The organism is Bacillus sp. NMTD17 (genome assembly GCF_002998735.1).
In the GTDB taxonomy this organism is placed as follows: domain Bacteria; phylum Bacillota; class Bacilli; order Bacillales; family Bacillaceae; genus Bacillus.
Window position 1 is genome coordinate 215,003 of sequence record NZ_PVRH01000003.1, and the last position, 12,036, is coordinate 227,038.

Here is a 12,036-nt window from a genome sequence, read left to right on the forward strand (position 1 = left end):
CAGTGTTTATTAGGTGATCCCTCATCTACCTTGTATGGACCTTAAAAAGCGACGAAGGTGCTCAATCGATCACATGTCCCTAACATCGCTTTTTTATAAAGTGAGAAATACAAATGAAAAGAAAGGGAGGATCACATGTTTACGGGGATAATTGAAGAAGTTGGCACCGTACAGTCATTAAGTAAAAAGTCAGCAGATGCCATGGAAATTGTCATTAAGTGCAGCCGTGTGCTGGAAGATGTTCACCTTGGAGACAGTATTGCGATCAATGGTGTATGTCTTACAGTCACAAGCTTTACAAAAGCACAGTTCGCAGCAGATGTGATGCCAGAGACGGTCAAAGCGACATCACTGGATCAGCTGACATCAGGCAGTCCAGTGAATTTAGAGCGGGCCATGTCCTCGAATGGACGATTCGGCGGCCATTTTGTCTCAGGCCATGTTGACGGAACGGCAGTCATTACCCGAATAGAAAAGAAAAGTAATGCTATTTACTATGATTTGGAGATGGACAAGACCCTCACAGATATGCTCACGCAAAAGGGTTCGATCGCAATAGATGGTGTCAGCTTAACCATTTTCGATTTGCAAGATTCACACGTCACAGTCTCTATTATTCCTCATACGCTTGAAGGAACTATTTTCCCGACTAAATCTATGGGAGAGATTGTGAATATAGAGTGTGACATGATCGGCAAATACATTTATCGCTTTTTAACAAAAGAACAAGGCGAAAAGCAGCCATCCCGATTGACCCCATCATTTTTAAAAGAGCACGGATTCTAGGAGGCGATTGTATGTATCATTCAGTAGAAGAAGCAGTATATGCTCTAAAAGAAGGAGAAATCATTATCGTAGTGGATGATGAAGACAGAGAGAATGAAGGAGATTTTGTGGCACTTGCTGAGCATGCCACGCCTGAAGTTATTAACTTTATGGCTTTACATGGAAGAGGCCTCATTTGTACACCGGTCCATACGTCGATCGCCAAACACCTGAACCTGCATCCAATGGTAGAACAAAATACAGATGCACACCATACAGCGTTTACAGTGAGCATTGATCATGTGACAACGACGACTGGTATTAGTGCTTTTGAGCGCTCTGCGACCATGCTTGCCATGTTAAATAAAGACGCAACACCAGAAGAATTTGCCCGCCCAGGTCATGTGTTTCCGCTCATTGCAAAAGAGGGCGGTGTACTAGAAAGACCAGGTCATACAGAGGCGGCGGTAGATCTTGCGAAACTGGCAGGTTCAGAGCCAGCGGGTGTCATATGTGAAATTATGAATGTAGATGGCACAATGGCGCGCGTCCCCGAACTAAAAGAGATCCAAAAACAGCACGGTTTAAAGATGCTGACAATCGAAGCATTGCAGACCTATTTAAACAATAACGAAACAGCAACTATCGAAACAAAATAAAAATCACAAAAAAGGATGATCAACATATGAATACAATACAAGGGCATGTAGTAGCAGAAGGACTAAAATTTGCAATCGTCGTCGCGAGATTTAATGACTTTATTACAAGTAAACTGCTTGACGGAGCAGAAGATACATTGCTCAGACACGGAGCAAACGGTGACGATATTGATGTCGTGTGGGTACCGGGTGCTTTTGAAATTCCGTACATGGCAAAAAAACTAGCTGAAACAAAGAAATACGATGCCGTCATTACACTAGGAACCGTAATCCGGGGCGCAACAACTCACTACGATTATGTTTGTAATGAAGCCGCTAAAGGAATTGCTCAAAGTGCCATGTCAACAGGAGTACCGATTATCTTTGGTGTACTAACAACAGAATCCATTGAACAAGCCATCGAAAGAGCCGGCACAAAAGCTGGAAATAAAGGCAGCGAATCGGCTGCAGCTGCCATTGAAATGGCGAATCTCAATCGAACCTTTCGTTAATTTAGTGAAAAAGAGTTTAAAAACGGTATAAAAATGTTTATAATGTGTGATGAGCAAATGATTCGTGAGACATTTGCTGGACATTAGGATAATTTGAATATTGAGGGGTATATATGTTAATTCGTTATAAGAGGTCTTTTGAAAAAATTGCCATGGGGCTACTCTCCTTCATGCCGGGTGAGAAAGACGTCAAACAGCTTCAGCAGACGATGAAGTCATATGAAATGGATGAAAATCGGCAGCTGTTCCTTTGGAAAGATGGCGAGGATATCGTAGGTGCCATTGGTGTGTTGAAAACAGACGACCAAGTACAAATCGAGCATATTAGTGTGAATCCATCCCATCGAGATCAAGGAATCGGCAAGGAAATGGTTTTAGCCGTGGAAGAGGTATTCAAAACCAAAACACTCATTCCAAATGAATTAACGCAAGGCTTCTTTCATAAGTGTCACAGCGAAACAAATTAAATATCACACATGTAAAAGCAGAGGTTACAGTCCTCTGCTTTTTTTACGTTCGATCTGCTTTTTTCGTTCAAGCAATACATCTGTCCGGTCACGCAGTCTATGTTTTTCGATCAAAAATGTGTGGGATAAGTTGCTCTCCTGTCCAAAGGTCAGTCCTTCTTTTTGAGCCATTTCTTGGCATAAAGAAAGAAGCGCTTGATCTTTGATCGGGAGCAACACACTTTCGTAGGGCATGTCTTCATTCATTTTCTTCTTTAGCGTTCTCAGAAGTATGAGAAACGCCTCATCATCTAGACCGAGGTTCGCTAATACGGGCCGGTTTGCTTCCAGCAAGTGGAGGCTGTTTGAAATGAGCCGTTTTGCCCCTTTTCCATTTCCCCGTCTTTGATGATACAAAGCAACGGCAAGCTGAATGAAACCAACCCAATATTCTTTGCGCTGCTCAGGCGGGTCTTCCTTCCAATATTCCTCAAGAATTTCATGACACTCAAAATAATCTCTTGTCGTATGAAATTCATGTAAAAAAGCCACGTACGCTTCAGGATACACAGTGGTCATCTCCTTTTCCACTCTCAGTCTAACATATTGAAAAGAAAAGAAGAAAGAGCGCCCTTCGTGAAAAGGACGCTCTGTTTCTTTAATAAACCCAAGCCGCGCCAACGATGATCAGCAAGATGAAAAGCACGACAATAAGCGCGAAACCTCCGCTAAAGTTATAGCCATCTCCCATAATGATACGGCCTCCTTTTTCATCAGTTCTGTTTTACAATGGTATTCTATGTATAAATGCCCTGAGTGGTATGGGCGGAACCACTGTTTTTCTTGTTTTGCCTAGGACATCATGGTCGAAATTATATTGGACGAGAGCTTTATCCTGTCTTATACTAAAGGTTAGCCGGTGAAACGGTACTTAGAAGACAGTAGAAATGGTGAGAAAAAAATGCTGGAATATCAGGTGAAAATAGATTCGTTTGAAGGTCCTTTGGACTTACTTTTACATTTAATCAACCGGTTGGAAATCGATATTTATGATATTCCCGTTGCTAAAATTACGGAGCAGTATTTATTATATGTCCACACAATGAGGGAGCTTGAACTTGATGTGGCAAGTGAATATTTGGTGATGGCTGCAACCCTCCTGAGTATTAAAAGCAGAATGCTCCTTCCGAAACAAGAGGAAGAGCTATTTGATGAAGACCTGCTCGAAGAGGAAGAGGACCCTCGAGAAGAGCTGATTGGCAAATTGATTGAATACCGCAAGTATAAAAATGCAGCACAAGAACTAAAGGAACGCGAGGAAGAAAGGCAAAATGCCTTTACAAAACCTCCGAGTGATTTAAGCGAATTTGCAAAAGAATCGGAAGTGAAGGACACAAACTTACATGTCACGGTGTATGATATGTTAGGTGCGTTCCAAAAGGTATTGAACCGAAAAAAAATAACGAAACCAGCACCATCTAAGATTACAAGACAAGAAATCCCGATTGAAGACAAAATGAATGAGATTATGAACCATTTAAGAAAAACGAAAAAGCGGACCAATTTCATGACTCTATTTCAACATGATCAAAAGGAGCACCTTGTCGTGACGTTTCTTGCTGTTCTCGAATTGATGAAAAGTCATCAAATCATGTTAGAGCAGGAAGGAAACTTTGAAGACATTTATATAATAGGGAGTGAAACGATTCATGACGCTTGATATCGTGAATTGGAAAGCCATCATAGAAGCGCTGCTGTATGCAGCAGGTGACGAAGGCTTAACAAAAAAACAGCTCATGTCTGTTCTTGAAGTAGAAGAGGCAGCATTACTCGACATGATGTCTGCCGTAAAGGAAGAATATCAAAAACAAGAACGAGGGATTGAGCTCATTGAATATGCAGATTCATATATGCTGCTGACGAAAAAAGAATACAGCATTTATTTGAAAAAATTAGTCGAGACCCCATCCAAAGGTTTGTCACAGGCAGCGCTTGAGGTACTCGCAATCGTTTCTTATAAACAGCCGATCACACGCAGTGAGGTAGAGGAGATCAGAGGAGTCAAATCAGAGCGGGTGCTTCATAGTTTAGTAGCCAAAGCACTGCTCTGTGAAGTAGGACGTGCCGATGGCCCGGGGCGAGCGATTCTTTATGGGACAACACCTACCTTTTTAGAGCAGTTTGGCTTAAAGGCCTTGGATGAATTACCTCCGCTGCCAGAGAATGTGGAAGCAGATGGTGTACAAGAAGAGGCTGATCTATTTTTTGAAAACTTCAATCAAACATTCGAAGAGATAAAATAGTTCAAAAGAATTAAAAATGTATGATAAAATATAAAAAAGATTTTAGGTCTAACATCTATTGATGTCAGATAAAATGGTAATAAAGCCATGAGGGGAAGGTAAACACGAAACAAATGGCACATATGAATGTAAAGGCTCAAGTTGATCAAGCAGGCGTCTTTTTATCAAAGGTTGCAACTGAAATGAATGGTTTTTTGAACGAAGCTACCTTATCAAGCATGAAACGATTAAACCCTGAAGCGGAAGCCTATTATTGTGACATATTGAGTACATTACGGAAGCTTGCAGTGTACAGCGAGGATGCAGCGGCAGTTTGCAGGAAAATCAGCCAGCAGCAGACATTCCCTCAGCAAGCCGCGCAGCAGACGCTTCACCGTATTTATCATCAATGTATTGAAGAATTTTTTGCGCCGAAAAAGGATACATGGTATGAAGACAGCCGTTCCGCGTATACAGGAAAGGGCAGCATTGTTTTCCACCATGAAGTATCCGCTGATATGAAACGATTATTTTCTTCATTAGAAAACGATTTTTTAGCGATGAGAGAAGAGCTAGAATATACGACATCTCATCAGCAAATGAAAATGGTATAGCAAGAGGAAAAAGTGTCTCTACATATAGAGACGCTTTTTTTATGGACGAGGCATCATAACTTTTTAAGGCGCGCATACACTTGTACAAAACGGACAAGGACGTGAATGAACATGCCCTATTTAAAAATTGGAACAGCAGTCCTTCTTCTATTTACACTCTTACTGCCTTTTTCCTCACATGCCAAAGCAGACATATCATTATCTGTGAGTGCAAGAAGCGCCATTTTAATAGATGGACAGTCAGGCAGAGTCCTATTTGGAAAGGACGAGCATGAAAAAAGGAGAATCGCCAGTATTACGAAAATTATGACGGCGGTATTAGCCATTGAATCAGGAAAAATGAAAGACACCGTCAAGGTATCAAAACGCGCGATTCAAGCAGAGGGCTCATCGCTCTATTTAAAAGAAGGGCAGAAGGTGAGTTTAGAAGACTTGACGTACGGGCTTATGCTGCGTTCTGGAAATGATGCAGCTGTTGCCATTGCAGAGCATGTGGGCGGCAGCTTAGAAGGATTTATTTTTATGATGAATCAAAAAGCGTCTGAACTAGGAATGGAGAATACAAATTTTCAAAATCCGCATGGACTCGATGATCATAAACATCATTATTCATCAGCGTATGACATGGCCATTTTAACAAAATATGCCATGGAGCATAAACAATATCAAAAAATTGCGGGCACGACTTTCTATAAAGCGAAAACGATGGAAGGCTATTGGAAAAATAAAAACAAGCTCCTCACTGGTTTATATCAATATTCAACTGGGGGGAAAACGGGATATACGAAGCTTGCAAAACGCACACTTGTCTCTACAGCTGCAAAAGGGGATGCGGCGCTGATCGCTGTGACCATTAATGCGCCAGATGATTGGAAGGATCATATCTCTATGTTTGAATATGCATTTGATCACTATAAAACGTACGTACTTGCTGAAAAAGGAAGACTCGCTTCGTTAAAAGGAACCTTTTACGAAAAAAAAGCATTTATCAAGCGTGATGTGGACTATTTTTTAAATGAAGATGAGAAAAAGCTAGTGGAAATTGAAACGGAAATGCTTACCCCTCAAAAGAAGTGGGAAAAAAACGCCGAAGCCATCCCGGATGTTGTAGGGAAAATGACATTTTTATTAGATGGCCAGGTGATCGAGCAAGTTCCGATTTTTTATGAAAATAAACGAAATCGAATGCCTCAAAAAAGCTTTCAAGAAATGTTTAAGTCTGTCTTTCAGACATCTATAGGCGGATCTTCATGGTCAATCTAATTTGGGTATTCCTCACTGTCATCGGTCTTGTCTATGCGATGTTCAACGGAACGATGGAGGAAGTAAACGAAGCTGTATTTAAGGGCTCAAAAGAAGCAGTTACCATTTCAATTGGTCTGATTAGTGTCCTCGTTTTTTGGCTCGGACTGATGAAGATTGCAGAAGAGGCAGGTTTGTTAAATTTCTTTAGTAAATTGTGCCGTCCCTTTATTTCAAAGCTATTTCCGGATATTCCGCCTAACCATCCCGCAATGGGGTATATTTTGTCCAACCTTATGGCGAATTTCTTTGGTCTCGGGAATGCTGCTACACCGCTTGGGATTAAGGCAATGGAGCAGATGAAAGCATTAAACGGCGGAAAAAATGAGGCAAGCCGGTCCATGATTACATTTTTAGCGGTCAACACATCCTCTATCACACTTGTGCCAACAACCGTCATTGCGATTAGAATGACCTATGGTGCAGATCAGCCAACAGACATTGTAGGCCCAACCATTTTGGCAACACTCATTTCAGGAATCGGTGCAATTCTCATTGATCGCTATTTCCACTATCGCAGAAGCAGGCGGGGGTGATCTCGTGTCATTTATTAACTGGCTGTCACTTGCTTTGATCCCACTGATCATCGCAGGAATTTTGATTGCGGGAACCATTAAAAAGGTACCGACCTATGAAACATTTGTCGAGGGCGGGAAAGAGGGGATTCAAATTGCCTTTTCAATCATTCCTTATTTAGTCGGCATGCTTGTGGCCATTACGATATTCCGTGCGTCTGGTGCGCTTGACTTTGTCATGGGACTGTTAAAACCTGTGTTTACAGCGATCGGCTTCCCGGCAGAAGTGGTGCCGCTTGCGTTTATTCGTCCGATATCTGGCACGGCCGCACTCGGGATGACATCAGACCTCATTGCGACATATGGACCAGATTCTTTTATCGGACAGCTCGCAGCTGTCATGCAAGGGTCAACAGATACCACCCTATACATTTTAACGGTCTATTTTGGAGCAGTCGGTATTAAAAAGATGGGGGATGCGCTGAAAGTAGGACTGTTAGCGGACCTCATTGGAATCATTGCATCTGTCATCATCGTCAGTTTGTTATTTAGCGGCGCCTAATGAGGCGCTTTTTTGTATTTCGTGGATGGAAAATCGCTTTTTAGCTGAAATTAGACAGACGAATCGCTTATTTTTCCACGAATGCTTGTTTGTTTTAAGTCAAGCAAGTAAGATAGTACATGAGGTGAAAGACAAATGGAACGTTTACAGAAAGTAATTGCACATGCCGGCGTCGCTTCTAGACGAAAGGCAGAAGAATTAATTAAAGAAGGACGAGTTACCGTTAATGGTCAAACAGTGACAGAGCTCGGAGTAAAAGTGGGCTCTTCAGATAAAATTGAAGTCAACGGATTAAAGCTTGAAAGAGAAGAACCGGTTTACTTTATGCTTTATAAACCGCGCGGCGTCATTTCAGCTGCTGAGGATGATAAAGGACGTAAGGTCGTCACAGATTTCTTTGATGACGTCCCGCAGCGCCTTTATCCAATCGGCCGCTTAGATTATGATACGAGCGGTTTGATTTTAATTACAAATGACGGGGAATTTGCCCATAAGCTCATGCATCCGAAATATGAAATTGATAAAACGTATGCAGCGAAGCTAAAAGGCATCCCATCAAAGGAATTGCTTAGAAAGCTAGAAAAAGGGATCATGTTAGATCATAAAAAGACAGCACGTGCTCGTGCCAAAATGCTTTCTATCGATAAACGAAAGCAGACATCTATCGTTCAATTAACCATTCATGAAGGCAGAAACAGACAAGTGCGCCGCATGTTTGAAGCGATCGGTCATGATGTGTTAAAGCTAAAAAGAGAGCAATATGCGTTCCTTCATATTGAAGGCATGAGACCAGGAGACCGCAGAGAATTGTCTCCGCATGAAGTCAAGCGCCTAAGAGCGATTGCAGATCATGGGAAAAGCGCTTTTTAATTTTCACATAAACTTCAAAAAATGAAGAAGCATCAAAAGAAGGAGAATGCTATAATTTACCTGAATGTCTATGGGGAAGGGGTACTTCAGATGAAGAAAAGACGGTTTTTCATACGGACGGGCATTCTCCTCGTGATGCTTGCTGCACTTTGTTATACGATGTATAACTCAGTATTTGCCAAACAGGATCAAGTCAAAGAAGGATCTATTGCGCCAAACTTTGTCCTTCAATCAGTGGATGGGGAACGGATTGAATTAAAGGAATTAAAAGGCAAAGGCGTCTTCCTTAATTTTTGGGGGACCTGGTGTGGTCCGTGTAAACAAGAATTTCCTTACATGGCAAATCAATATGAAGTATTCAAGGATCGCGGTGTGGAAATTGTTGCAGTCAATGTTGGGGAATCCAATATTGCCGTGAAAAATTTTATGGAAACCTATGGCGTGAATTTTCCTGTTGCGATGGACAAAGATCGTCAAGTGACAGAGGCATATGATATTACGCCGCTGCCAACCACATTTTTAATTAATCCTGAAGGCAAGGTAATCAAAGTCATAAAGGGAACCATGACAGAACGTAATGTCTATGAATATATGAATTTGATTAAACCAAAGGGGTCATAGAATGAAAGAGGTAAAGTGCGAGTGTGGACATATTAATCCAATCGGTACTGTTTTATGTGAATCATGCGGGAATCCAATTGCAGCTATAGAGAAAAACTCTTCAAAGCTGCTTGATATGAGATATGACGGCAGTGCAAGACGCTCGCAAACATACAACAAAACGATTGTGGATAAAGTATGGAACTTTTTTTCTTCCGTTAAAGTGGGTGTGTGGCTGATTGTTATTACACTGCTTGCTTCCTCACTAGGAACCATTTTTCCGCAGGAGCGGTTTATTCCGCCAGGTGCATCTGCTTCCACCTATTATGAAGAGCAATATGGGTCGTTTGGTAAGCTGTATTACATACTTGGATTCCATGATCTTTATAATTCTTGGTGGTTTTTAGCTTTAGTCGCATCAATCGGAATCTCCCTTGTCATTTGCAGTCTCGACCGGGTCATTCCTCTTTATCGGGCACTTAAAAATCAAGGGGTTATCAAAAAAGAAGGCTTTATGAGAAGACAGCGTCTGTTCAGTGAAACAGACAAAACGTTAGATCAGCATACATATGAAGGCATCATAAGAGCAATGAAACAAAAGCGTTACCGCGTGCGAGAAGAAAACGGACATATTTTAGCTGAAAAAGGCCGCTTTTCACGCTGGGGGCCTTACGTCAATCACATTGGATTAATCATCTTTCTCATTGGATCGATGCTCCGGTTTGTCCCGGGCATGTATGTGGATGAAACGCTCTGGGTCAGAGAAGGGGAAACGGCCCCAATCCCAGGCACAGATGGTCAATACTTCTTGAAAAATAATGCGTTTTCAATTGACCGCTATGAAACTGGAAATGAAAAAGAAGTGTTTGAGAATGCGATTGAAAGAGCTGGCGACGGTCAAGTGGTGAAAAGTTATAAAACCGATGCCACTTTATACAAACGTGAAGGGGAAGTTGTTTTTGGTGAAAAGCCCAAGCTGAAGCAGGTAACAGAACACGATATCAAAGTGAACGAACCGCTCAAGTTTGATCATTTCTCATTATATCAAGTGGATTTTAAACAAAATGAACTCGATCAAATGGTCTTTCAGCTGATTCGTAAAGATACAGAAAAATCTTTCGGAACAGTGAAGATTAATCTGCTGGAGCCTAAGTCAGAATATGATCTTGGTAGCGGTTACAAAGTCAAAGTGATGAGCTATCTCCCTGATTTTTATTTTGACGATGATGGAACGCCGAGTACGAAAACAAGGAATCCAAATAATCCTGCTTTCGTGTTTGAAATGATTTCTCCTGAAAAGCCTAAAGGTGAAAAAAGTTTTGTGGCGATTCAAGAGACAGTAGAAGGCTCTGATAACAACATATATAAGATGAAGTTTGATCGAGTGGAAACGAAAAACGTCACGGGATTGACGGTTAGAAAAGATTTAACTCTCGGGGTGCTCATCGTAGGCGGGATTATCTTCATGATTGGTGTCGTGCAGGGGATGTATTGGCAGCATAGAAGAATTTGGCTGTCTGCAAAGGATGGAAAAGTATTTGTGGCAGGACACACAAACAAAAACTGGTTCGGCTTAAAGTCTGATCTCAACGTGTTACTAAGTGACAGTGGCATCAAACAGCCAGTTGATCAAAAAGAACTGCCTGATACAACAAGTATCAGCAAAAGCAAGGGGGAAGGATTAGATGGCAGCAGTCAGTGAAAACCTGTTATTTGCAGCTTTTCTATTGTATTTAGCGGCAGTTCCTTTTTTTGGTGGTGCCATTAAAGGAAAAAAGAAAGTTGATGGACCGCGCAGGAATAAGGCGGCACTTATCGGCATTACGCTCACCATCATCGGTTTTTTAAGTCAATTTGGCTATTTTATTTCAAGATGGATGGCGTCTGGTCATGCACCAGTCAGTAATTTGTTTGAATTCACAACCGCTTTTGGCATGATGCTTGTGCTCGCATTCATCATTTTATATTTTGTGTATCAAGTGTCTGTACTTGGTTTATTTACACTTCCAATCGCTTTATTGATTATTGCCTATGCAAGTATGTTCCCATCAGATATTTCACCGCTGATTCCTTCACTACAAAGTAATTGGCTTTATATTCACGTGACAACAGCAGCACTTGGGCAAGCCATTTTAGCGATCAGCTTTGTGGCAGGTGTCATCTTCTTATTAAAGCATGTCGACCAAACAAAGCCAGGGAAGAAGACATTTGGTTTAGAGCTCGTCATGTTTATGATTGTCGTCACACTTGCATTTATCGCTGTCACGTCCATCTTTAGAATGACAGGATACGAGGCGAAATTTAATTGGGTCGATAAAAATAAAGAGGAAAGTGTGATGGTCTATGAGCTGCCAGCTCTAGTTGGACCTCATAAAGGAGAGCTTGTGACGCAAGATCGTTTGGAACCATTTGTTGATTTGCCGCCTGTTTTTTCAGGAAGAAAGGTCAATACGGTGTTATGGTCATTCGGCACGGGGCTGATCTTGTATGGACTGATTCGGTTGATCATTCGCAAACGACTCAGCGCTCTGCTTCAACCGCTTGTGAAGCAGGTGAACCTAGATTTAGTCGATGAAATTGGATACAGGGCTGTTTCCATTGGTTTCCCTGTATTTGCGTTAGGCGGGCTGATTTTTGCAATGATCTGGGCGCAAATTGCCTGGACTCGGTTCTGGGGCTGGGACCCGAAGGAAGTATGGGCATTGATTACGTTTCTCTTTTATGCAGCCTACCTTCATCTTCGCTTATCAAGGGGCTGGCATGGCGAAAAGTCCGCTTGGTTAGCTGTCATCGGATTCGCCATCATTATGTTTAATCTCATCTTTGTCAATCTTGTGATTGCAGGGCTTCATTCTTACGCGTAATCACATGAAAAAGGCCAACTTTTATGAATCGATTCGGCTTTTTGTTAAAATGAATGTAACAACGGA

Annotated in this window: 15 protein-coding genes and 1 pseudogene; 14 read left to right on the plus strand and 2 right to left on the minus strand. The window is 41.7% G+C overall.

The features are described 5' to 3' along the window. Positions 1-135 precede the first annotated feature (135 nt). The 4 genes and pseudogenes from ribE to C6347_RS10755 all read left to right on the plus strand — a co-directional run bounded on the left by ribE (position 136) and on the right by C6347_RS10755 (position 2,382). Positions 136-786: a riboflavin synthase gene (ribE, locus tag C6347_RS10740; RefSeq protein ID WP_060596762.1), complete on the plus strand. Its 651-nt coding sequence runs from the start codon at positions 136-138 to the stop codon at positions 784-786. A gap of 11 nt (positions 787-797) precedes the next feature. Beyond that, positions 798-1,403: pseudogene (gene ribB, locus C6347_RS10745) on the plus strand (3,4-dihydroxy-2-butanone-4-phosphate synthase); the annotation flags it as partial. 47 nt (positions 1,404-1,450) lie between these two features. Next, positions 1,451-1,915, plus strand: a complete 465-nt coding sequence (gene ribH, locus C6347_RS10750; protein ID WP_060596841.1) for a 6,7-dimethyl-8-ribityllumazine synthase — start codon at positions 1,451-1,453, stop codon at positions 1,913-1,915. Positions 1,916-2,028: 113 nt separating this feature from the next. Continuing rightward, on the plus strand, positions 2,029-2,382 hold the full coding sequence (locus C6347_RS10755) for a GNAT family N-acetyltransferase (RefSeq protein WP_003215830.1): 354 nt from the start codon (positions 2,029-2,031) through the stop codon (positions 2,380-2,382). A gap of 24 nt (positions 2,383-2,406) precedes the next feature. Here the strand turns inward: C6347_RS10755 and C6347_RS10760 are convergent, their stop codons facing one another. Together C6347_RS10760 and C6347_RS10765 are read right to left on the minus strand one after the other, a co-directional pair. Next, positions 2,407-2,931 (minus strand): DUF309 domain-containing protein, encoded by a 525-nt coding sequence (locus C6347_RS10760; protein ID WP_034661127.1) that lies wholly within the window; start codon positions 2,929-2,931, stop codon positions 2,407-2,409. Positions 2,932-3,019: 88 nt separating this feature from the next. Then, on the minus strand, positions 3,020-3,112 hold the full coding sequence (locus tag C6347_RS10765; RefSeq protein WP_106048330.1) for a YjcZ family sporulation protein: 93 nt from the start codon (positions 3,110-3,112) through the stop codon (positions 3,020-3,022). Positions 3,113-3,322: 210 nt separating this feature from the next. Between C6347_RS10765 and C6347_RS10770 the strand changes: the two genes are divergently transcribed. From C6347_RS10770 to ccsB, 10 genes are all read left to right on the plus strand, one after another. After that, positions 3,323-4,081, plus strand: coding sequence for a segregation/condensation protein A (locus C6347_RS10770; RefSeq protein ID WP_034661986.1), 759 nt, complete (start codon positions 3,323-3,325; stop codon positions 4,079-4,081). Next, the gene (gene scpB / locus C6347_RS10775; RefSeq protein ID WP_034661126.1) at positions 4,071-4,664 is read left to right on the plus strand and encodes an SMC-Scp complex subunit ScpB; all 594 of its coding nucleotides are present in this window, start codon (positions 4,071-4,073) and stop codon (positions 4,662-4,664) included. The genes C6347_RS10770 and scpB overlap by 11 nt, the downstream gene beginning before the upstream one ends. A gap of 113 nt (positions 4,665-4,777) precedes the next feature. Continuing rightward, positions 4,778-5,257, plus strand: a complete 480-nt coding sequence (locus tag C6347_RS10780) for a YpuI family protein (protein WP_106071637.1) — start codon at positions 4,778-4,780, stop codon at positions 5,255-5,257. Between the two features lie 111 nt (positions 5,258-5,368). After that, the gene (locus C6347_RS10785) at positions 5,369-6,520 is read left to right on the plus strand and encodes a D-alanyl-D-alanine carboxypeptidase family protein (protein ID WP_060596760.1); all 1,152 of its coding nucleotides are present in this window, start codon (positions 5,369-5,371) and stop codon (positions 6,518-6,520) included. Beyond that, on the plus strand, positions 6,508-7,095 hold the full coding sequence (locus tag C6347_RS10790; protein WP_012010425.1) for a nucleoside recognition domain-containing protein: 588 nt from the start codon (positions 6,508-6,510) through the stop codon (positions 7,093-7,095). The genes C6347_RS10785 and C6347_RS10790 overlap by 13 nt, the downstream gene beginning before the upstream one ends. A 4-nt stretch (positions 7,096-7,099) precedes the next feature. Beyond that, a complete protein-coding gene (locus tag C6347_RS10795) occupies positions 7,100-7,636 on the plus strand; it encodes a spore maturation protein (RefSeq protein ID WP_003216139.1) in 537 nt (178 codons plus the stop codon). Between the two features lie 135 nt (positions 7,637-7,771). After that, complete coding sequence (rluB, locus tag C6347_RS10800) at positions 7,772-8,506, plus strand: 23S rRNA pseudouridine(2605) synthase RluB (RefSeq protein WP_034661122.1); 735 nt, start codon at positions 7,772-7,774, stop codon at positions 8,504-8,506. Between the two features lie 90 nt (positions 8,507-8,596). Next, positions 8,597-9,127 (plus strand): thiol-disulfide oxidoreductase ResA, encoded by a 531-nt coding sequence (gene resA, locus C6347_RS10805; protein WP_060596759.1) that lies wholly within the window; start codon positions 8,597-8,599, stop codon positions 9,125-9,127. A gap of 1 nt (position 9,128) precedes the next feature. Then, entirely contained in the window at positions 9,129-10,808 is a 1,680-nt protein-coding gene (gene resB / locus C6347_RS10810) for a cytochrome c biogenesis protein ResB (protein ID WP_060596758.1), read from the plus strand. After that, entirely contained in the window at positions 10,792-11,970 is a 1,179-nt protein-coding gene (ccsB, locus tag C6347_RS10815) for a c-type cytochrome biogenesis protein CcsB (RefSeq protein WP_050943828.1), read from the plus strand. The genes resB and ccsB overlap by 17 nt, the downstream gene beginning before the upstream one ends. Positions 11,971-12,036 lie beyond the last annotated feature (66 nt).